Raw genomic sequence first — 20,479 nt, 5'->3', positions numbered from 1 at the left:
GCGCGCGGGCGCTGGGTGATGGCCGGGCTGTGGCTCGGCGGCGTGGTGCTCGCCTGGAGCTGGGGCGCGCTGGTGCGGGCGCGCGGCGCGCGCCGGCTCGCCGAGCGGCGACAGGCCGTGCTCGAGGAGCGGGCCCGGATCGCGCGCGAGCTGCACGACGTGCTCTCCCACACCGTGTCGGTCATGGTCGTGCAGGCGGCCGCCGCCGATGACGTGTTCGACGCCGACCCGGCGCGGGCCCGCGAGGCGCTGCGACGCACCGAGCAGGCCGGGCGGCAGGCCCTCGCCGAGCTGCGCTGGTTTCTGCGCACCGTGCGGGCCGACGACGAGGGCGACACCGGGTCGCAGGCGCCACCGCAGCCGGGCCTCGGCGACGTCGAGCGGCTCGCCGAGACGGTGAGCGCCGCCGGGCTGCCCGTGACGGTGCGCCGGGAAGACGACGACGCCGCGGACGTGCCGCTGGCCGTGCAGCTGTCGGCGTACCGGATCGTCCAGGAGGCCCTCACCAACACGCTGCGGCACGCCGGCGCGGGCAAGGCCGAAGTGGTGATCCGCAGCGGGCCTTCCGAGATGTACGTCCAGGTGCGCGACGACGGCCGCGGCGGCTCCGCCGCCGGCTCCGGGCAGGGCATCCCCGGCATGCGGGAGCGCGCCGCGCTGCTCGGCGGCATGCTGCGTGCCGGGCCGGCGCCCGGCGGCGGGTTCGAGGTGGCGGCGTGGCTGCCGACGAGGGAGCGAGCCCAATGAGAAGCGAAGGTGACGGCATGACGATCAGGGTGCTGATCGCCGACGACCAGGCGCTGGTGCGCTCCGGCTTCCGAATGATCCTCGAGGCACGCGACGACCTCGAGGTGGTCGGCGAAGCCTCCGACGGCGCGCACACGATCCGGCTGGTCGAGCAGGCCCGGCCCGACGTGGTCCTCATGGACGTGCGGATGCCCGGCCTCGACGGCGTCGAAGCCACCGCGCGGCTGACCGGGCGGCCCGGCGCCCCGCGGGTCATCATTCTAACGACGTACGACCTCGACGAGGCGCTCTACGCGGCGCTGCGGGCCGGCGCCAGCGGGTTCCTGCTCAAGGACGTCCGCCCGGCCGACCTCGTCGAGGCGATCCGGGTCGTGGCCCGCGGCGACGCCCTGCTCGCGCCGAGCGCGACCCGGCGGCTGCTGGACCGGTTCGCGGCCACCGACGTGACGCCGCCAGCCATGCCCGGCGCCCTGGAACAGCTCACCGAGCGGGAGCGGGAGGTGCTGATGCTGCTGGCCCGCGGCGCCGCCAACGCCGAGATCGCCGAGCGGCTGGTCGTGACCGAGGCGACGGTCAAGACCCACGTGTCGTCGATCCTGCGTAAGCTCGGCGTCCGTGACCGGGTCCAGGCCGTCGTGCTCGCCTACGACCTCGGCCTGGTCCGGCCCCGGCCCCCCTCCTGAAGTCGTAGGCGCAGGACCCGTCGCCGGTTGGAAGTGCGCGCGCCGCCGCGTTCCTAGCGTCGGTGTCATGATGACACCGCAGCAACGCCGCGCCGTTCGCGTCGTCGTCGGCCTGCTCGTCGCCGGTCTCGCGCTCGGCATGGCCTTCGCGGCGCTGACCCTGATCTTCCGCGGCAACGTCCTGGCGTACCAACAAAACCGCCACCCGCACGCCGACCCGGCCGCGCTCGCCCGCACCCTGTGGACGCGGCCGATCCCGATCCTCATCGTCGCCGGGCTGTACGTGTGGGTGGCCCGCCAGCTGCTGGCCGGCGCGCACCGGGCCTACCGCCGGGTCCGCATCGTGTCGATCCTGGGTTTCGTCGCCGTTGGCTGGCTGTTCGTGTCGGCCGAGTACCCGGCGTGGCTGCGCGTCGTACAGGGCGTCCAGCTCGCCGTCCTCGCCGCGCTCATCGCTGCCGTCAACCGGCCTGTGGTCCGCGCCGCGTTCCCGCCGGTGCCTGGCCCGCGCCTCCGCAACCGCCGCGCCGCGCTGCTGCTGGCCGTCCTCGCACCGGTCGTCGCCGAGGTCACGCTGGGCACGGTACCGCTGCGGCTGGCCTGGGCCTGGCTGCTCTTCGCCCCCGTCTACAGCGCCGGCGCTCTGTTCGTACGCGAGGTGGTCCGCCGCACGGACGGCGGCTACCCGAACCTGCTGCTCATGGGTGTCGCCTACGGCCTGCTCGAGGAGGGCCTGGCCCTGCAGAGCCTGACCAGCCCGCACCTGTACCACGCCGCCGACTGGGCGCCGCGGCTGTTCGGCGTCAACACGGCCTACGCCGAGCTCAACCTCGTCTACCACGCGGTCTTCAGCATCGCGGTCCCGATCGCGCTCACCGAGCTGTGCTTCGCCCGCCACGGCACGACGCCGTACCTGCGCCGCGGTGGCGTCATAGCGGCCGGGATCGTCGCCCTGCTCGGCTCCGCGCTGCTGCGGGGCGCCGTGCCGCCGAGCGAGGATCCGGGGTACAACATGCCACTGCCCGCCGTCCTAGGCGTCGCCGCCGCGATCGCCGTCCTGGCGGCGCTCGCCCTGCGGGTGCGCGTCCGCCCGGCCCGCCCCGCCGTGCCGCCCCGGCCCGCCGTCCTGGGCGCCCTCACGGCGGTGACGGCGCTGGTCTTCCTCGGCGCGATCTGGCCGTTCGCCGGAGCGCGGCAGCCGCTGTTCACCCACGGCGCCTGGGCGCTGCTGCCGATGGGCGGCGCCGCCGCCGTGGCCGCCGCGACGCTCGTCGCACTGCGACGCTGGACCGCGGCCGACGGCTGGACCTCCCCCCACACCCTGGCGGCGTGCACCGGGGCACTCGCGGGGCACACCGTCTTCGGCCTGATCGGCAACGCCGACAGCCTGCTGGACCGCGCGTACCTCACCGCGGTCACGGTCCTCACCGTCGTCGCCGGGGTCGTGGCGGCGAAGAGGATCCACGCTCCCGTCGCGCCGAGCGCCTCCGCGAACCGTTCGGGCATAGCCGCACGCTAACTGGACGGGCATCCGCTACGGCCTGTTTCATGACTCAGTGGAGTTGTGAGACAGCGCCCTTCTCGGGCGTCCGCGCCTCGCCCCGGGTGGGGTGGGTACGGTTCCTGCGTCATCGGGGCCGGTTTCGCCCGCGCGTGTGCGCGGGCCAGAGCCTTCCCCTCGGCCGGCGTTGGTGACCGGGCCCCCTGCGGGGAGGTCCCGGACCTGGGCGTGGTGCTGCTCGGCCCAGACAGCGAGGTTGACTGCGGCATTGTGGTCCCGATCAGCCTGATACCCGCACACCTGGCAGGTGAACGTGCGCTGGTGCAGAGGTATCGCGGGGGCCACGGCCCGGCATGCGGAACAGGTCTTGGTCGACGGGTACCAGCGGTCGACCAGGGCCAGTTGGCCGCCGCGCCACTGCTGCTTGTAGGCCAGTTGGCGGGCCAGTTCGCCCCATGCCGCGTCGGCGACCGCCGACGCCAGGCGCCCGTTGCTGAGCATGCCGGTGATGGCGAGGGTCTCGATGGCGAGCCGGTCGTGGGTATTGACCAGCTGGTTGGAGACCTGGTGCAGGAAACGGCGCCGGATCGCGGCCACCCGGGCGTGGTGGCGGCCCAGCCGGGCCGCGGCCTTGGCACGGTTGTTGGAGCCGCGCTGTTTGCGGGTGACCTTCCGGGACAGGCGGCGCTGGCGCGCCACCGTGGCCCGGGCGGGCCGTGGCCAGCCGTCGACTCGCAGGACCTGCGTGCCGTCGGCGAGCGCTGCGGCGACGAACGTCGACAGGCCCCGGTCGACACCCACCCACCCTGCGGCGCCGGTGTTCGGCGGGTGGCGGCGGGCATCGTGCAGGTCGGCGGCTTCGCAGGTCAGTGACACCGCCCACCGGCCGGCCCGGTGGCTGACCGTCGCGGACACGAGCTTCGCCCGCCCCTGGGCCAGCATGCGCCGCAGCCGGCGGGTGTCCTGCCGTACCGCCAGGGCGCCGATGCCGGGCAGGGTCACGGTACGCGGCGCGTGCTCACCGACCCGGATACCCGCCCGGCCTGCGGCAGAGGTCCTGCTGCGGATGCGAAACGACAGCGGTGCGCGTTTCTTGGACTTGAACCTCGGAAAACCGACCCGCCGACCCCGCCGATGGCCGGTGCGCGATGCCGTGTACGCGGACAGGCCGCGGCCGAGATCGACCGCGGCTTCTTCAAAGACCTGCTGACATACCTCGCCCCGCCATGCCAGACCGGTTACCTGCACCCTGACGGTCCCGTCACCGGCGGCGACCATCACCCGGCCCGCGTCACCCGACCGTTTCCACCCGTTGAACACGTTGATCAGGTCGAAGCCCGACCACGGCACCTTGCCGACCGTCCCACCTCGCTTGCCGTCCAAAGCGTCCTTGACCAGCCGCAGGCACTGGTTGTAGCCGAACCGGGCCGCACCCGCATGCCGACGCAGCACAATGTCCTGCTCGGCGGTCGGGTTCAGACAGAACCGGAACGTGGTGAAACGGGCCACGGCAGCACACCATGCCACACACCACCGACAAACAGCTCACTACTCACACAGACCCAGAAACCCCACGGGCCGACCGACAACAATGGCTCACAACGCCCAGCACCAGCCGCTCACTTATGAAACACGCCGTAGGCCACTCGCGACCGACTCGCGTCCGTGTCGCGCGGCAAACGGCTTGGCGATGCTGGCGAGTGCGCCGGGCGGGAGCACGTGGCGTAGCAGCGCGTTTGGGCTTGCCTCGGTCTTTCGCGATCAGTCGATCATGGTGGTTGAGGCGGGCTGTTGATCTTTGGTGGGGGCCGGTCGGGTGGGTATGTTGACGGACCGACGCGCTGGTCGGGGTCCTCCGTGCGGTGCGTTGGATGGTGGCGCAACGGCGGGCCTCCAACAGCGGCTCATCATGGTCGCCGGCCAGAAGGTCGCCCTCGGACGGCTGCACCGGCACCAGACCGTCACCGTGACCGTGTCCGAGACGACCCTGGCCATCGAACTCACTGACGGCGACACCAAGGTCATCCGACGCACGAACACCCAGCCAGTCCGTAGCATCAAAGGCCAGCGACCGCGGATCGCTACCTCAGTTTCCTAGACCATCCGTCGCACATCACCTGACGGAGCTACGTCGCACATCAGCTGTCGGATCACAGTGGCCCACAGTCGCCACCACACCGAGCGCCACCGACCGCATCGATCCACCGGCGACCCGCTGCCGTATGGTCTGCGAGTGCGTGGACGCATCGAGCAGCGGGCGTGCCGGACTCCGGTGGTTGTCGCGGCCGAGCTGACGCTGGCATGGCACGTCGTGCTGTTCGCCTTGGCGGAGCTTGTCGGTGGCCTTTCCGCCTCCTGGTTTCCGGACCTGGGCTCCGCACTGGTCAACGTTGGCGCCGCAGCTGCGACGCTCGCGTTCGCCGCATCGATGGGCTGGTGGCGCGATGCCGCCTTGGGCTGGCCGCGTCCCAATCGTTCGTGGTGGTACTGCCTGCCGGTCATAGCCGTCACCGTGTCCTACGCCACTCCAGGCCTCACCGGGCCGACGAACGCATTCATCAGTACCGCCGTGACCATGCTGGCCGTCGGCGTCGCCGAAGAGTCGCTCAGCCGGGGTATCAACCAGCATGTGCTGGCCTCGCTCGGCGCAATGCGCGCGGCTGTCTGGGTGGGCGTGCTGTTCGGACTCGGGCACGCCCTGAGCGGCCTGTGGTTCGAACGTCCTTGGGACGACACGGTCGCACAGGTGATCAGCACCACCGCGTACGGGTTCGGGCTGGCAGCCTTGCGCTGGCACCTCGGCACGATATGGCCGCTGGTCGTGCTGCACGCCTCCGACAATCTCGTCCAGCTCCGCAGCCCGGGCGCAGCCCCACTGTGGTGGCAGACAGCCGTTGCGCTGTTCTTCGTCGGATACGGCTGGTGGCTGATCCGGCGCCTGCCCCGACGGCCTGCCGATCCAGTGCCGAGCGGCGACGACTCACGGTAGAAAGCATCGTGCACCGCTGACGGCTCCCCACCCGTCTCCACGGGCGGAGCCGGCGTTGCCGCCACGCAGCCGGGTCGCCGCGATCACCGGCGCTGCCGTGGTGGCCCAGGCGTAGTTCTCAGCCCGGAATCAACGATAACGCTGGTCAACTGGTCGTCGGCACGAGCGGCTCCGCCATCCTGCGGGACCAGCTCTGACCAGCGTTGCCGTTGGGCACGTGCACGTTGGCGTGGGTGTCCACGCCGACGCTGACTCGCACCTCGGCCAGCTCGATCGTCGTTGCCATACCCACCAGGACCTCCGTCGCGTCGCCTCATTCGGTGCGGCACCGCCGCCCAGCGGAAACGCGGGCAGAACTCCAGTGAGACGCTTCGGGCTCCTATCAGGCCACATCGCCCCAGGCGGGCGGCAGCACGGCGACGCCCTCCCGCCGGCCGACGTATCGCTAACAAGGCACCGCGGCCCGTTGTTTTTCGGGTCAGACCGCCGAGAGGACGTCGGCGATCATGATGCCTGGAGTTGTTCTTGGTCTGGAAACTACAACCGCCGCGTATTCGATCTGATGCGAATACAAGACAGTTCGCGTGCGAACTGCGGCTGAGGTTTGCGCTGCTGGTCGCGTGAGTAGCGGTTTCGCCGGCTGTAGACCTCGTGGATGCGGTTCCTTGCTGCAAGGGGTGCGAATCCGCCCCTCCTGACCTGCACGTTTGACAAGCGTGTCGCATTGGATGCGAAGATCTCGCATCCAATGCGAGTGGCGGGAGGTCACTGTCGGTGGACGTGGAACGCGCCGCGCCGGGATCGGCGGCCCTGCAACTGGCCGACGGTGTGCGACTGCTACGACCGGACGAGCAGGTCTTCACCGCGATGCTCGACGGGTGGCGTAACCAGCAACTCGCGCGGAACCTGTCGTTCGGCACCGTGGAGAGCCGGCAGCGGGCGGTGCGGGCGTTCGCCGCGCACGCGCAGGCGTTGCCGTGGCGGTGGACTCCGCAGCTGGTCGACGAGTGGTGCACCGATCTGCGGGCTGTGCGCCGGGTGCGCCGCTCGACACTGCGTGGCTATCAGGAGGCGGTCCGGCTGTTCTGCGCGTACCTGACTGATCCGGCCTACGGCTGGGTCGGTGAGTGCGAGAAGCGCTTCGGTACGCACCCGGTGCAGGTGGTCCACGAGTGGAACGCCGCCGTTCACGTCGCCGCGGCCGAGGGCGACCCGGCCAAGCGCGCGTTCACGCTCGACGAGATGCAGGCCCTGCTGGACTACGCCGACGAGCAGGTCACCCGGATCCGGGCGGCCGGGCGCAAGGGCTGGCTGCCGGCCTACCGCGATGCCGCCCTGTTCAAGGTCGCCTACGGGTACGGGCTGCGGCGCAACGAGACCCGGATGCTCGACGTCGCCGACTTCGGCCGCAACCCGCACGCCGACGAGTTCGGCGAGTACGGCGTGCTCTACGTGCGCCATGGCAAGGCGATGAAAGGCTCGCCGCCGAAACGACGCAGCGTGCTGACTGTCTGGGCATGGGTGCCGGAGGTCCTCGCCGAGTGGGTCGAGGAGATCCGGCCGCTGCTGGCGGTCGAGGGCAACCCGGCGCTGTGGCCCTCGGAACGGGCGCCGCGGGTCGGACTGGCTCAGCTCAACGCGCGGCTGTCGGCCTACCGCGACGCCCTCGGCCTGGACGCCGCGCTGGACTCCCACTCCCTGCGCCGCTCGTATGTCACTCACCTGATCGAGGCCGGTTGGGATCCGTTGTTCCTGCAGCAGCAGGTCGGTCACGAACACGCCTCCACCACGGCGATCTACACCTGCGTGTCGTCGGACTTCCGCACCCGCACGCTGCGGCAGGCTCTCGACGCGACCATGGACGCGGCACTACGACCGGCACGGAGGGCCCGATGAGTATGAAACGCCAGGTCAGCTACCGGTGGCGACTGCGAGAGATGATGGCCGCCCGCGGCGTGTTCACCGCCACCGAACTGGTGCCGCTGCTGCGCGAACGCGGCATCGACCTGTCCTCCTCCCAGGTTCACCGTCTCGTCACCGGCACCCCGGAGCGGCTGTCGCTGCCGGTGCTGGCCGCGCTGTGCGACATCTTGGAGGTCACCCCCGCCGACCTGGTCGTCACGACGGCGGCCAACGTCGCGCCGCGCAAGGCGGTCGCTGGCGCCGCCCCGGCGCCGGTGGACCTGGCCACGGTCCGGCCCCGCCGGGCCCGCGTGCGACCCGACTGATGGACCGCCCTACGCCACCGCCGAGCAGTACGAACGCTGGTTCGTCCGCGACTGCGCCCGCTGCGGACGCCGAAGCAGTTCCACCGCCCGGTGGCCCGACGGGCAGGTCTGCCGCACCTGCCAAGACCGGGCGTTCCGCGCCCACGGTCGCTGCCCCGGCTGCGGCGACGACCGGGTCCTGGCCGGACGGCGCACCGAGGACCAGGCTCCGATCTGCACCAGCTGCGCCGGATTCTCCATCTCGTATGCCTGCGCCGAGTGCGGGCAGGAGGGAAAGCTGCACGCCGGCCGCCGGTGCACCCGCTGCACGTTCACCCGGCGCGTCGCCGAACTCCTCGACGACGGCACCGGCCGCATCCGCCTTGAGCTGGCACCGCTGGCCGAGCTGCTGACCAGCATGAACAACCCGCTCACCGGCCTGGCCTGGATCTCTTCCCGGCACGGCCGCTCCGCCCCGGCCGCTGATCTGCTACGAGGTCTGGGCTGCGGTGACATCGAACTGAGCCACGACGCGTTCCACCGTCTGCAACCATGGCGGGCCGCCGCTCACCTGCGGGAACTGCTCATGCAGTGCGGTGTCCTGCCCCTGATCGACAAGCAGATCCTGCTGTTCGAGAGATGGTTGCTCGAGCACCTGGACACCATCACCGACGCCGAACAGCGCCGGCTGCTGCGCCAGTACACCACCTGGCATCTACTGCCCTGGCTGCGCCGCCGCGCCGAACGCGGGCCCGTGAGCCGCCACACCCGCAGCGAACTCGGGCAGCAAGTCTTGCGGGTTGGTGACTTCCTCGCCGGGATCCAGGAGCAGGGACTCACCCTTGCCCGGCTCCGGCAGGACGACCTGGACCACTGGATCGTCACCCACCAGCCGCGTCAGCGGCAGCTCCTCAAACCGTTCCTCACGTGGGCCGCCAACGCTGGACACATGCCGCGGCTACACGTTGCTCCGCACCGGTCCGGCCAGCGATCCCCGATCACGCAGCACCGACGCATCGGACGACTGCGCAAGCTGATCACCGACGACACCGGCGAGCTCCGCGCCCGCGTCGCCGCGATCCTTCTCCTGCTCTACGCCCAACCGCTCGGCCGCATCCTGCGCCTGACCATCGACGACATCGACACCACCGGCTCCGACGTCCTGCTCCGGTTGGGCGACCCGCCGACGCCGGTCCCGGAACCTGTCGCCGAACTATTGCTGGCGCTACGTGACCAGCGCACCAACATGCGCACCGCCACGAACCGCGACGCCCGCTGGTTGTTCCCCGGCCGCCGCGCCGGCCAACCGTTGACCACCCGCACGATCGCCCCACTCATCCGCGACCTCGGCGTCCCGACCGTTCCCGGCCGCCTGGCCGCACTGCACCAACTCGTCCTCCAATCCCCGGCACCGGTCGTCGCCCAGGCCCTCGGCTTCCACCACACCACCACCCAACGCCACCACGCCGCTGCCGGTGGAACCTGGAACCGCTACAGCCCTAGCCGCAACACACTGTGATCAGCGGACAGGGAATACAGGACAGTCGGGCTACCGCACCCTGCCAGTCGGGCGGGCGCCTCGGGCAGCTGGTCCGCATCATCGACCGCCGCTTTTGCCCCGCTTTGCCGGCGGCGGTTCCACAAGGCCAGCCGGCCCAAGCGCCTTGGTGGAAGTACATCCGTCAGCCCGTCTCAGTCAGGCGCCTCAGTGAACAGCGAAAAGGCCATTTTATTGCCCTTTGACTGGCATCTCGGTCGCACTCTTGATTCGCCGAGCCTGTTTGACCAGCTGTGACGGGCCAGAGCGCGCCGCCAGCTCGTTGATCTCCGGGATCGTCCCACGGGCTCCGCACCGTTCCGCGCATTCGGCCGCGATCGTGAGTACGGCGGGGAGCCCGTGTGGCGCTTCGCCCGCCAGCAGAAGGGGAAGTGCGGCCGAGAGCACCGCCCACACCGTGGCGTACGCGCTGGTGCGCGCCACTCCCTGCAGCGCCACCACGATGCGCTGGAGCTTGAGCCGGCGCAGGCCGGCCAGCTCGGCGATGTCCCGGCCGAGCCGAGCCGCGTCGAGCTGACCGCGAGCGGCCAGGATGAGCATCGCGTCCACGGCGAACAGCTGTTCCTCCACGCGCCGTGCCCCGAGGCCGTACGCCAGGAGGAGGTGGGTCGCGGGGCCGGCCGGTCCGCCCGACTCGGCCAACGCGAGCAGTACGGGAGCGACCTCGCCGACGTTGTCGAACTCGGCCAGGTTCGCGAAGGACACCAGCATCCGCCCCGCGATGATCTCCCGGTGCTGGGGCAGGAGCGCCAACGCCTGCGGGGAGCACTCCCCACCGCTTCCGCACTTGCACGGGCTCCCGATGGGGTCATGCACACCGAGCAGAGAGCGGAACGGCTCGGGATAGTCCTCGTGCCCGGGAACGGCCTCGGTGCGAACCAGCACCCCGGGGCGGGGGGCCCTCCGGCTCAGCGGCTCGGTGTCGCGGGAGACGGCGGGATCGGGCAGCCCGCCCGAGGCGAGCCGGGCGGCGAGCCGCCGCCCCGCCGGAGACGTGAGCTTCGCAGCGGCCGCCACCGCCTCGGGCGGTACCTCCCGGTCGAGGCGCAGCAGGGCCTGGTCGAGGTCGGCGTGGCCGGGTTCGGTGCCAGAGCGCTCGTATGCGGCGAGCCGCGCCACCAGCTCCGACGCTTCGATGGTCCCCGTCGACCAGGTGGGCGTGGCCAGCAGGAACGGCAAAGGGCTATCGCTCAGCCGCGCCCCGATTTCGGCCGCGCGGATGAGGGGAACGGAACGGATCGCCGAGTGCGGACACTGGTGATCGAGGGCCCGGTAGCGGATGAAGGTCAGATCCTTCTCCGAGGCCGTACCCATGACGGACATGACGACGCAATAGAGCCAATTCCAGCCGCCGACGACGGCGGCACCGTACCCACCGTCCCCGCTCGCCGGTTGCCGCAGCTGTGCCACGACCGGTTCCAGAGCAGCCCGGAGGCCCGCCAGGTCAGCGTGGGCGTGCACCACGAGACCGTTCAGCGCTCGCTCCCACTGCGCTGGTGTGCCGCCGCCGCGCAGCAGGACGCCGACCTCCTCCGCAAGTTCTGCAGAGGTGAGCGGTGCCGGGTCAAGGCGCTCGGCGCTCGGCACGGGCGGCAGCGCGTCACCCTCGACGGCCAGGGCACCGGCACCCTCATCGGCGAAGGCGTGGCCGAATACCTCAGCCGCGCGTTTGCGCAGGTCAGGGCTGAGCTGCTCGGCGCTAGCCGCGAGCCCGGCCAGGACGGCGCCGGTCGCGTGCTCACGGTGGCGGACGACCAGAGCGAGAGCCTGCTCCTGGAGGCTGTGCTCCGCATGGCTGAAGGCTACGGCGGCTGCGGGAAGCAACTCGTCCGTGCGTGCCCCGCCACGCTTCATCGCCTTGTCGAGCATGGTCAGCTGGGCCCGCACGATCTTCTTCTCCGGCCGGAACAGGGCGGCCCGCGATGCCTCGACCAGGTGCTCGCTCTCCAGGCAGCCCGCCTCATCGAGCCCGGCGAGCACCTCCTGGGCACGTGCCACCGCCAGCGCGTGGGCGTCGGGCACCATCCGCACCCAGGTGAGCGTGTGCGCCGCCCGCTCGTCCTCGGTCAGGTCCAGGGCGGTCAGCAGGGCGAGGAAGCCCTTCACAAGGCCGAGTCGGCCACCGCGCAGCAGCCGCGAAAGGCAGCCGTCGATCAGCATCTCGCGGCTGAGCCGTCCCTCCTCGGCAAGCCCGGCGAGCGCCTCCGGCCATCCGGGGTCGTCCGCCCGGCTGTACTGGAAGTCCGAGCCGGCCTCCGGTACCTCGAAGAGCCGGGGGACCATCACCGCCAGGAACGGGTCGTCCCGGAGTCTGTCCTTGACCGTCATGCCACGGACCGGAATGCTGCGCTCCCAGCCGAGGACGAAGCCGTCCGTCGTGGGAGGCTCACAGCCCGCGGCGTGCACCAACTGCGCGATCAGCGGGTACTCCTCCTCTGCGACGGTGCGGCGCTCCGCCAGCCGGTGCGCCAGCTGGCCCAGCCATTCGGGGTCGCGGTCACCCAGCGCTTCGAGGACCGGTGAGGGATCTCTGCTGGCCCACCGCAGATCGCCGCTGGCGAGCCACTGGGCCGCCGCCGCCGTACCGGTACAGCACCCCGCCCCGGCCAACAGCAGCGCCGCGCGTATGGCCCAGTGCCCGTCGTCCCGATTGTTCCGCGTGGTCGCGCGCCACGACTTGAGCACCGGCAGGCACGTGCGCCGCTCGGCGGCGGTGAGCGTGCCGACTAGCTCGGGGACCGCCTCGGCACGGCCCTCGCGCACGACGTGCAGCAGCTCGCGCATGCCCTCGGTAGCCCCATGGGGGATGTCGTAGGTGAGGGGTCCGCTCATCAGGTGGCTCCGGTGGAAGTGGCAGTCGTGTTCTGGGCAGCGTCGGTCGTACGGTGTGACGCCGCCCGGCGGACGATGCGGACGGCGAGGGCGTGCTTGCACGGTCCGCGGCCGCCGCGGTATTCGGCCCACCAGCGGCAGGTACAGGTCAGGTGCCCATCGGCGGCCCTGACCCGGTGGACGTGGTCGTCGAGGGTGACCGTGGCGAGCTCACCGTCGAGGCGTACCGCGCCCGCCTCGACCAGGGCGTGGGCGGCGCGAAGCCGGGGGTTGTGGCGCTCGGCACGCCCGGTGTCGTACGGCAGCTCCCGGTGGAAGTACGCCGCCTCCGCCACGTCGTAGCCGATGCGCCCGGACGTGCCGAGGCGGGTGAGCGCCGACCGTACCCGCCGCGGGGTGAGCCCGCACTGCGCGGCCAGGTCGGCGATGTCGACGACGGGATCCCAGGCGAGCAGCACCGACACCAGCTCGGCGTCCTCGGCCGACTCCTCCGCCGCTAGGGCGTCCAGGACGCTGCCCTCGCCGGAGAAGCCCCGTGACGCGTCCGGGGACAGGGTGAGGGTGAGGCGCATCCCGGGGAGCCCCACCTCCCACGCGCTCGCCACGGGGCTGCTGCCCGCTGTGACGGTCGGACCGTGGAGCCGCAGGCCCGTCGCATGGCGCAGCACCCGGGTCAGCACGGCGAGCCGTTCCGGACCCGGCAGGCAGACCGCGCCGGGGACCGGCCGGGCGGTGGCGCGCAGCGATCGGCCCGCGGGGACGACCCAGCGCGCTGCCCGCGACGCGCCGCGGGAGGCTCCGGCACGTGGCAGCGATCGGAGGAAGCTTGCGGCCTCGGCCGCGGAGAGCTCGGCGCGCAGGTCGAAGCCGGAGGCGATCACCTGTGTCTCGGCGAGGCCGCGCAGCCAGCGGTCGGGCAGCGGCACCTTCTTCTCGACCACCGGCCCGTCGAAGGTGGTGACGGCCAGTTCGTCGGGCCCGACTTCCAGAAGGAGCGGATCGGTCGGGCCCACGCGGGTCAGGGCTTGCCGGAGCGGGATGTTCACATCGACGTTGGTCGTGCCGTGTCCAATGTCGTCGCCGTCGAGGGCGTCGCCCAGCAGGTCGAGCCGCGCGTACACGCCGCAGCAGCCGGAGAACGACTCGAACCGTAGCCGGTCCCCGTTCCCGGTGACCACCGGGTCAAGCCATGCGGGGCGCAGCGGCTGGTGGTAGCGGGCGGCGGCGACGTCCGCGACGCACAGCAGGCCGGCCGCGGCGACCTGTGGAGAGGTTAGGAAGCCGTGAAAGAAAGTCGGATGGGCTTCCTGCCCCGCCGGTGTGGCGCCGCCGGAGGTCTGGAGACTGAGTGTGCCCCCCTCCGCGGTGCGGTGCACCGCGGAGGGGCGTAGATAGGCATACGTCTGCGCGGCCTGCGTCATGCCCCAAAGGCTAGACGCCACCGCTGACAACGCTTGAGCTGCGCATCTCATCGCCAGGCCCTGCACCCTGCTACCCCCACCCGGCCGTACCTGGCCGAGTAGGAATGACCCAGGAACCGCCGCTGCCGGTGGAACCTGGAACCGCTACAGCCCTAGCCGCAACACACTCTCAGCGGACAGGGAATACAGGACAGTCGGATTACCGCACACTGCCAGTCGGCTGGGCCTACGGGCAGGGCGGCGTTCGGAACTGCACGCCGTCCAGGAAGTTGCCGAGCGCAGGGTTGTTACCCGCCGCCGACACGGATTGGAAGGCGAATCGCGTGGTGGTCTGTCCCGGTGGGACGACGTATACGCCGGTGTAGTAGCCCCAGGCGGTGTTGTCGTCGGAGATGTCCGGGGAGGTGGCCCCGATCGGGGTTTGCGGCGCGGTCGCGCCTGGTGCGCCGATGAGCACGTGCATCACGTCGGTGCCCAGGCGGCCTCGGTGGTATAGCGACCAGGTCATCACTGTGCCCGGAACGGTGGGCAGGTCCTGGTAGAGCGTGGAGGGCTGGGTGGCGTTGAGTTCGGCGAACTGTTGCCCGTGGGCCGATGGAATACCAGAAGCACCGCCGCGCCAGAACTCCAGCAGCCCGTCGCTGGCGGTGGTGTGCCAGCCGACGCTCGGGTTGGTGGAGGCGTCGGGGATGTTCCAGTCGACCGTGGCTACGGGTGGCGTTTCGAAGCTGCCGTTGACCAGGTTGACGGGTGTGGGGTCACAGGCGACGGTGACGGTGACCGTGGCGGTGCTGGTTCCGCAGGCGGTGGTGATGGTGTAGGCGAAGGTGTCGGTGCCAGCGAAGCCTGGGGCGGGCGTGTAGACGATGTTGCCGCCGGAGACCGTCGCGGTGCCGTTGCTGGGCGTGGTGACGTTGCTGAGCGTCGGTGAGGTCGCGACGTCGTTGGCCAGGACGGGCACGCTGACGGCCTTGTTCTGGATGGTGGTGGCAGTGTCGTTGACAGCTCTGGTGGGTGAGATGGACTGCCCGTCGACGATCCGGATCGGGGGGGCGGTTGTGTTGTTTCCGAGCTCGCCAGGAGCGGAGATGACGCTGCTGATCCCGGTTGGCCGGATGGTCATGCTGCCCCCGATGGTGCCTTGCCTGACTCGGAAGGTGATGACCTTCGTGGACGGGTCGGTCTTGACGCCAGGTGAGGTGATCGACAGGGTGTTGCCGCTGATGGTGCCGGCTCCCGACTGGCTGACGACATCAGCGTAGGCCAGCAGTGAGGACACGTCCCAGGTCGTGGTGTACGTGCTGACCAGCAACGGCCACTGGGTCGTACGGTGGGTCAGCGTGACGGTGAAGGTGCTGCCCGGCGCGATCTGCCCGCCCCACAAGGGTGGGACGGTATCGACTGAGACCGACCCGCTGCCCAGCCGCATCCCCAGTATGTTCTTCCAGTAGTAGCTGACGGGGTAGGTTGCCTGCCCCTGCTGGACACAGAGCGGTTCGGCAGCTTTCGGGGCAGCGGCGTGCGCACCGGTATTGACCAGCACCTGCATCCCCAGTGCGGCCAGCACGGTCAACACGGCGCAAGCGAGCCGCCGCGTAGCCAGCCGGGTTTTGGATCGATGTGACATCAACGATGACCTCCATAGAAAGGTGTGAGTGGATCGATTGTCAGGTTGCCACTGACAACGAAGTCATCTGTTAACGCTGTGTGTCGGTGCATGTCCGGAAAGTGACGGACGGGGTGGGTGTGCCCGTCGTCGAGGTGCACGCCCCGGCCGCCGACGCCTCGCCAAGTGGGGCAGAGCGGCGCAGCGACTGGATCGCCTACGCGGTGTGCGATTGGGCCGTCCGCCGGCGCCGTTGCCGCCCTCGGCCGCCCGGGCGGCGCAGCTGCGGGGTGAGGGACTGTCGCTGGCCGCGATCGCCACGGCGTTGAACGCTGAGCAGGTCCCGACCCCGTCGGGGGAGGGGCAGTGGCCAAGAGCAGCGCCAAGCACGTACTCGACCGGTACGACGCGGCGCAGGGATCGACGTAGGCCTTTGGGCTGGGGTTGCGGGCTTGCCCGCGCGCGGTGCCGGGGGTGGGGTGGGATCTCCTCGTGTCGGCCGATCTCCGATCGACCGGGCCGGCTCTGGGGCGGCCAGGCTCGGCGTAGCCGACCGCGAAGCGGCTTGGCCTGGCCGTCCCGGAGACGGTCTGGTAGCCCTCTGGGCGGCCGGCGCGGGGAGGTCCCACCCCTGGGTGACCACTCACCCACCTGGCACCTGTGGTTCCCGCCGGATCTCCGAGAGAGGCCCCGCCGGAGGCGTGGATATTGGAGACCGCGACCACGACGGCCGGGCACCGGTCGGCGCCTCCTGCCCCGGTTCGCTGCCCCCGGTTGTGATTCCGCGGCATCAACCCCTCGGGCGCGCGTCGGCGGTAGCGGCCCCGGATCTACCTCGACGTAGCGTGCCGGGGCTGACTACCGTAGGCGGGGAGTCGATCACTACGGGGGCACGATGACCGACGAAGCTGCGCAGCCTGCACCGTCGCGAACTGTGGACAGCACGATCGCGGGTTTGCAGGACCAGATCGACCAGCTCACGTCCACGCTGGAGCACCCATCAACGGCTGTTCGAGCGGTTGCGCGCGCAGGGGTTGCTGGCTGCGGGTGAGCCCGACGACGAGCGGGCTTCATGACGATGCCTGACCGCAGCGACGACCAGGTCGCGGCTGAGGTCGCCGAGCGGGTCGACGCGGCCCGCGACCGGGCCGCGGCCTTGGCGCTGCGCGCGCGCACGTAACCAGACCGCCTTCAGCGCGACGTTCGCCGCCGCGATCACCACCGCCATCGCGCAGCTCGACGACCCCGCTGACGTGGTCCGCCTCGCCGACCTCCACGGCGATCAGGCGTTCCGCGAAGGCCTGACCAACCTGGTCTGGGACAAGCTCACCCCCCGGCCAGCAGATCCGCAGAGTGGCACCGGCACGCGGCCCGTCCACGCGGCTGCGGTCGCAGCCACGGCATTCGTACCTGGGGCCCGCGCCGGGGCGGCAGCGCCAGTCTCACCCGCTCCCGCCACGACCCAGCGGGTCGCCCACCACGACCACGCCCACGTACCCGAGCGGTGACCCCGCACCGACGCCGGCTAGCGATGTCACGCTGTCCCAGCCCGCCAATCTTTGATCTTTGAGGTCAGGGGGACGTGGAACGGCCTGCCGAGCCGACCAGGCCGTTTCCTCGACCGCCTACCGACTGACGCCCCCTGCGCCCTGTTCAAGAACAGCCGCGATACTGCAACGACGCATCTTTCATGTACGCCCACAGTGGCAGGCCGTTCCACCAGTCATAAGTCAGAGTCCATCCGTTGGCGGTGTTCCCTGTCGGGCCCGTCACAACCTGCCCATAACGACGGGTGCCGTACAGGGTTGACTCCTTGGGCTCGGTATACATCCCCGCGTAGTCCCAAACCACGGTGAAACTGCTGGTCGTGCATGCAGCCTGCGCGGGAGCAGAGGACCCGACCACCGCCAACACCGCCGCCAGCATCGTCGCCGCGACGCATCCAGCCGTGACCCGCAGACTTCGCCGCCGAATCGCCATCCCATCCTCCACGAAATCGTCGATTTCGATGCCTTGGGTAGACTACCGCCCGGCTGGATCGAACCCAGCCGGGCGGTAGCGTGTGAAGCGAGGGGGTCGTCAAGGCCGCGCGTCGGGCTCCATGGGCACGCGGCGGGTGCGGGTGGCGTTGGCGCAGGCAGACAGACTCGGCGGCTACCGGCGCACGCCCCGGCCGCCGTCATCCGTGACTGAACCTCGGCCAGGGCGTCCGGTCACCGGGCCCGCCCTGGCAGGCCGGCGCCGGGCTGCGCGGTCTCGGGCCAGTCCTTGGCCTCCGCGGCGATGGCACGGGCGGCGGCGTGGTCGCGTCGTCCCACCCAGCCCGAGTCGCGGCCAGCTCGGCGGCCGTCGTGGCGGCCCGGTCGACGACGTCGCGCCGGCGGGCGGCCGCCAGTTGGCCTGTCCGACTGGCAGGGTGCGGTAATCGGAGCGTCGCGTATTCGGCCGAGTTCGGTCTTAATCGTCACGCACAGTCATCACCGAGGTGGGCGCAGCATCAGGCGGGAGGGGCATCCTGCGTCAGGAGGATCTGGACGGCGTCGGTCACGGTGGCTGTGGTGAAGTCGGGCGAGGGGCCCACGAACTCCTGAGGTGCTTGGGTCGGGTGCAACCAGATTGTGTGTAGGCCGGCGCCGTGGCCGCCGGTGATATCGAGTGTCAGGTCGTCGCCGACCATCCATCCACCGTGCTGCGTGGAGGCTCCGCATCGTTGAGCGATGATCTGAAGATTTTTGGGTCAGGCTTGCGGATGCCTACCTCGTCGGAGATGCACCAGGCATCGATGAGAGCGTCCAACCCCGTGCGGCGGATCTTTCCCTGTTGGTTGTCGGTCATGCCGTTGGTCACGATCCCGATGCGCCAGCCTGCCGAGCGCAGCTGCTGGAGCGCGTCGAGGTCCTCGGCTCGGCAGGAGACCAGCTCGGGCATGCGCCGGCGGTACTGCTGCCAGAGATCCTCGGCGGCTTGCGTGAGTGTGAATGCGTCGCGGACTGCGGCGAAGAAGGGGCCTCTGGGGCCTGACGTGTGTGCGTCGGTGACGATCAGCCAGGTCAGGGCTTTGTCGTCAAGCCCGCGATCGGTCACGAACTCTTCGGCCCATGCGTGGAACGCCGCCTGGCGATCGATGAGTGTGTTATCCAGGTCGAACAACGCCAGTCGCTGCATGATGGCACGGTAATTGATCGCTGTCCGCCTGCTTCGACCGCGCTTATCAGCCGCCGGCTTGATCAGCTGTCATCGGCTGCGTATCGGTTCCAGGTTCCGCCGACGGCGGCGTGGTGGCGTTGGGTGGTGGTGTGGTGGTGTGGTGGAAATTAAGGGCTTGGGCGACGACCGGTGCCGGGGATTGGAGGACGAGTTGGCGTAGTGCGCCCATGCGGCCGGGGACGGTGGGGACGCCGAGGTCACGGACAAGCGGGGCGATCAACTCGCGGATCCGCTGCTCGGCCTCCTCGGTACGGGCGTGAGGCAAGGGTTGAACCCGAAGGGGTTCGGTGCCGTAGAAGGAGTGTTGCTGCGGTGTTCCTCCTTCGCAGCGGCTGGTGGTGGCAGCGGCTGACCTCTCTCCGGGCACAGACCGTAGCCACCACCCTCATGCCGGTCGGGGTCGCGGTCGCGGGGCATAGCGGTGGTGTCGTCGTGGGTACCGCCGTTGCTTCGAGGGGACGCAGCGACCGCGATCCCGACCTCGGAGACCGTTCGCGCTTGCCAGGGCCGGTGGCCGCCACCGGACTCGTCGCCGCTCGGCTCGTCACCAAGCGTTCGTGGGGGCGCGGGCGTGGCGCAACTCTGGCTTCGGGCCGTCCGCGGCGAAGATGAGGTTCTTCATCTCCCCGGCGACGCCGGTGCCGCCGGCTCCGGCCAGCAGACCCGCCAGTTCGGCCGCGGCAGGCCCGTCGTCGCATTCGTCCAGGACCTGCAGCGCGATCTGGACCAGTTCCGGCTGCGTTTTGCCGCCCAGGCACCGGACCACGTAGGCACGTTTGCTGGTCGAGGCGACGTCGTCCGGCGGATCGGGTGGAGCGAGCCCGATGCCGGTGCAGAACTGCTCGACTTCCCTGGCGGTCATCGCCTCGCGCAACGCCTTACCGGGTCGCTTCACGCAGCTTGCGCGGGCGTCACCGTCCCCATCGCTCGACCTTACGACCGGGGCCCGACAGCTCTGTCGGCGCGGGCCGGCGGGCGCGCCTACGAGGGTCACCGGCTGGGCGTTGTCCTGGGGGGCTGATCAGCAGCTGGCGGCCATCTGCACGATGATTTACGTGCCGGGCAGGCATTGGTAGCGAGCCTTCACCGGCTCTTCGGTCCTGGCGGCGGCGCGCATCTCGTCGGCGTTGATCAGGGTGACCTGCGGCGCCCGGATCGCGACCTGGCCCAGCTCCATCCGGTGCTCGCCGCAGGTGACGGCATACCCAGCACCCAAGGCGGTGAGCTCGCCGGGCCGGCCTTCGTGCTGGTCTCGCAGGAAGGCCTCGATCGCTTCGGGTTTGACGGTGATGGTGAGCACGTCGTCGGTGAGCGTGATTTCCTTGCCGTCAAGCAGCCGCGCGGCCAGCAGCAGGTCGGCACCCTCCGCAGCGGTGATCCTTTCGGGGACCGGGAACCGCTGCCCCGTGTGGGCCTGGATCCGGTCAAGGGCGGCGATCAGTTCGCCGTCGTAGCGGAACGCCAACAGGATCTGGCCCATCTGTTCGGCGTCGACGTCAACCGACGGGCCGAGCGGGCGGTCGTTGAGGCGCACCTCGAGCCGGTCGGTGGGTTCGGCGTGGCGGAACAGCTGGAGGGCGGCCAGCAGATGGTAAGGGTAGCGCCCGGCGAGGCTCTCGCTGGTGAGGTGAGTGGTAATCGAGCCACCGTGGTCCGGGTGTTCGGCCTGCAGGTAGGCGGTGAACAGGCCGGACCCGTCGCGCAGGATCATCCGGACGCCGCGCTGGC

At 70.6% G+C, this 20,479-nt stretch carries 18 protein-coding genes; 7 read left to right on the top strand and 11 right to left on the bottom strand.

Translation table 11 applies throughout. The features are described from left to right. From B0E53_RS01475 to B0E53_RS01465, 3 genes are all read left to right on the top strand, one after another. Window positions 1-747: histidine kinase (locus B0E53_RS01475; protein WP_107074277.1), on the top strand; the 747-nt coding region annotated here is incomplete at its 5' end. Window positions 748-764: 17 nt separating this feature from the next. Beyond that, on the top strand, window positions 765-1,430 hold the full coding sequence (locus tag B0E53_RS01470) for a response regulator transcription factor (RefSeq protein WP_107074263.1): 666 nt from the start codon (window positions 765-767) through the stop codon (window positions 1,428-1,430). 67 nt (window positions 1,431-1,497) lie between these two features. Then, a complete protein-coding gene (locus B0E53_RS01465) occupies window positions 1,498-2,949 on the top strand; it encodes a hypothetical protein (protein WP_107074262.1) in 1,452 nt (483 codons plus the stop codon). 27 nt (window positions 2,950-2,976) lie between these two features. On the opposite strand, the gene B0E53_RS01460 is transcribed toward B0E53_RS01465, so the two are convergent. Beyond that, a complete protein-coding gene (locus B0E53_RS01460; protein WP_168215171.1) occupies window positions 2,977-4,440 on the bottom strand; it encodes an RNA-guided endonuclease TnpB family protein in 1,464 nt (487 codons plus the stop codon). A gap of 724 nt (window positions 4,441-5,164) precedes the next feature. On the opposite strand from B0E53_RS01460, the gene B0E53_RS01450 reads away from it, so the two are divergent. Next, the gene (locus tag B0E53_RS01450) at window positions 5,165-5,920 is read left to right on the top strand and encodes a CPBP family intramembrane glutamic endopeptidase (protein WP_146167543.1); all 756 of its coding nucleotides are present in this window, start codon (window positions 5,165-5,167) and stop codon (window positions 5,918-5,920) included. Between the two features lie 145 nt (window positions 5,921-6,065). On the opposite strand, the gene B0E53_RS37260 is transcribed toward B0E53_RS01450, so the two are convergent. After that, window positions 6,066-6,212: a hypothetical protein gene (locus tag B0E53_RS37260; RefSeq protein ID WP_168215170.1), complete on the bottom strand. Its 147-nt coding sequence runs from the start codon at window positions 6,210-6,212 to the stop codon at window positions 6,066-6,068. A gap of 482 nt (window positions 6,213-6,694) precedes the next feature. Between B0E53_RS37260 and B0E53_RS01445 the strand changes: the two genes are divergently transcribed. From B0E53_RS01445 to B0E53_RS38935, 3 genes are all read left to right on the top strand, one after another. Continuing rightward, on the top strand, window positions 6,695-7,816 hold the full coding sequence (locus B0E53_RS01445) for a site-specific integrase (RefSeq protein ID WP_168215169.1): 1,122 nt from the start codon (window positions 6,695-6,697) through the stop codon (window positions 7,814-7,816). Further along, window positions 7,813-8,148 carry a helix-turn-helix transcriptional regulator gene (locus tag B0E53_RS01440; RefSeq protein WP_107074258.1) on the top strand — a complete coding sequence of 112 codons (336 nt, stop codon included), beginning with the start codon at window positions 7,813-7,815 and terminating at the stop codon, window positions 8,146-8,148. Before B0E53_RS01445 ends, B0E53_RS01440 begins: the two co-directional genes overlap by 4 nt. A gap of 397 nt (window positions 8,149-8,545) precedes the next feature. Next, the gene (locus B0E53_RS38935) at window positions 8,546-9,646 is read left to right on the top strand and encodes a hypothetical protein (RefSeq protein WP_246835161.1); all 1,101 of its coding nucleotides are present in this window, start codon (window positions 8,546-8,548) and stop codon (window positions 9,644-9,646) included. A gap of 210 nt (window positions 9,647-9,856) precedes the next feature. Here the strand turns inward: B0E53_RS38935 and B0E53_RS01420 are convergent, their stop codons facing one another. From B0E53_RS01420 to B0E53_RS01390, 9 genes are all read right to left on the bottom strand, one after another. After that, the gene (locus tag B0E53_RS01420) at window positions 9,857-12,517 is read right to left on the bottom strand and encodes a DUF6493 family protein (protein ID WP_107074255.1); all 2,661 of its coding nucleotides are present in this window, start codon (window positions 12,515-12,517) and stop codon (window positions 9,857-9,859) included. Further along, window positions 12,517-13,938 carry an SWIM zinc finger family protein gene (locus B0E53_RS01415; protein WP_107074254.1) on the bottom strand — a complete coding sequence of 474 codons (1,422 nt, stop codon included), beginning with the start codon at window positions 13,936-13,938 and terminating at the stop codon, window positions 12,517-12,519. The genes B0E53_RS01420 and B0E53_RS01415 overlap by 1 nt, the downstream gene beginning before the upstream one ends. A 226-nt stretch (window positions 13,939-14,164) precedes the next feature. Next, window positions 14,165-15,514, bottom strand: a complete 1,350-nt coding sequence (locus tag B0E53_RS01410; RefSeq protein WP_146167541.1) for an Ig-like domain-containing protein — start codon at window positions 15,512-15,514, stop codon at window positions 14,165-14,167. Between the two features lie 1,030 nt (window positions 15,515-16,544). After that, complete coding sequence (locus tag B0E53_RS36810) at window positions 16,545-16,772, bottom strand: hypothetical protein (protein WP_146167540.1); 228 nt, start codon at window positions 16,770-16,772, stop codon at window positions 16,545-16,547. A 425-nt stretch (window positions 16,773-17,197) separates the two neighbouring features. Then, window positions 17,198-17,524, bottom strand: a complete 327-nt coding sequence (locus B0E53_RS36805; RefSeq protein ID WP_145772492.1) for a hypothetical protein — start codon at window positions 17,522-17,524, stop codon at window positions 17,198-17,200. 517 nt (window positions 17,525-18,041) lie between these two features. After that, on the bottom strand, window positions 18,042-18,221 hold the full coding sequence (locus B0E53_RS38930; protein WP_246835160.1) for an HAD hydrolase-like protein: 180 nt from the start codon (window positions 18,219-18,221) through the stop codon (window positions 18,042-18,044). Continuing rightward, complete coding sequence (locus tag B0E53_RS01400; RefSeq protein WP_246835159.1) at window positions 18,203-18,709, bottom strand: HAD-IA family hydrolase; 507 nt, start codon at window positions 18,707-18,709, stop codon at window positions 18,203-18,205. The genes B0E53_RS38930 and B0E53_RS01400 overlap by 19 nt, the downstream gene beginning before the upstream one ends. 586 nt (window positions 18,710-19,295) lie before the next feature. Continuing rightward, window positions 19,296-19,625, bottom strand: a complete 330-nt coding sequence (locus B0E53_RS01395; RefSeq protein ID WP_146167539.1) for a hypothetical protein — start codon at window positions 19,623-19,625, stop codon at window positions 19,296-19,298. A gap of 177 nt (window positions 19,626-19,802) precedes the next feature. Beyond that, entirely contained in the window at window positions 19,803-20,462 is a 660-nt protein-coding gene (locus tag B0E53_RS01390; RefSeq protein WP_107074251.1) for a hypothetical protein, read from the bottom strand. Between the last annotated feature and the right edge of the window lie 17 nt (window positions 20,463-20,479).

The organism is Micromonospora sp. MH33, from assembly GCF_003013775.1.
Lineage (GTDB): Bacteria > Actinomycetota > Actinomycetes > Mycobacteriales > Micromonosporaceae > Micromonospora > Micromonospora fulviviridis.
Note: the sequence above shows the minus strand (reverse complement) of the source record. Positions and strands in the feature narration are given on the sequence as shown.

Bases quoted from the DNA above. Each gene is read 5' to 3' on its own strand.
- B0E53_RS01470 (WP_107074263.1), top strand. From the start codon at position 765: ATGACGATCAGGGTGCTGATCGCCGACGACCAGGCGCTGGTGCGCTCC.
- B0E53_RS01465 (WP_107074262.1), top strand. From the start codon at position 1,498: ATGATGACACCGCAGCAACGCCGCGCCGTTCGCGTCGTCGTCGGCCTG.
- B0E53_RS01440 (WP_107074258.1), top strand. From the start codon at position 7,813: ATGAGTATGAAACGCCAGGTCAGCTACCGGTGGCGACTGCGAGAGATG.
- B0E53_RS38935 (WP_246835161.1), top strand. From the start codon at position 8,546: ATGAACAACCCGCTCACCGGCCTGGCCTGGATCTCTTCCCGGCACGGC.
- B0E53_RS01420 (WP_107074255.1), bottom strand. From the start codon at position 12,517: ATGAGCGGACCCCTCACCTACGACATCCCCCATGGGGCTACCGAGGGC.
- B0E53_RS01415 (WP_107074254.1), bottom strand. From the start codon at position 13,938: ATGACGCAGGCCGCGCAGACGTATGCCTATCTACGCCCCTCCGCGGTG.
- B0E53_RS36810 (WP_146167540.1), bottom strand. From the start codon at position 16,772: ATGGCGGTGGTGATCGCGGCGGCGAACGTCGCGCTGAAGGCGGTCTGG.
- B0E53_RS36805 (WP_145772492.1), bottom strand. From the start codon at position 17,524: ATGGCGATTCGGCGGCGAAGTCTGCGGGTCACGGCTGGATGCGTCGCG.
- B0E53_RS38930 (WP_246835160.1), bottom strand. From the start codon at position 18,221: ATGGTCGGCGACGACCTGACACTCGATATCACCGGCGGCCACGGCGCC.
- B0E53_RS01400 (WP_246835159.1), bottom strand. From the start codon at position 18,709: ATGCAGCGACTGGCGTTGTTCGACCTGGATAACACACTCATCGATCGC.
- B0E53_RS01390 (WP_107074251.1), bottom strand. From the start codon at position 20,462: ATGATCCTGCGCGACGGGTCCGGCCTGTTCACCGCCTACCTGCAGGCC.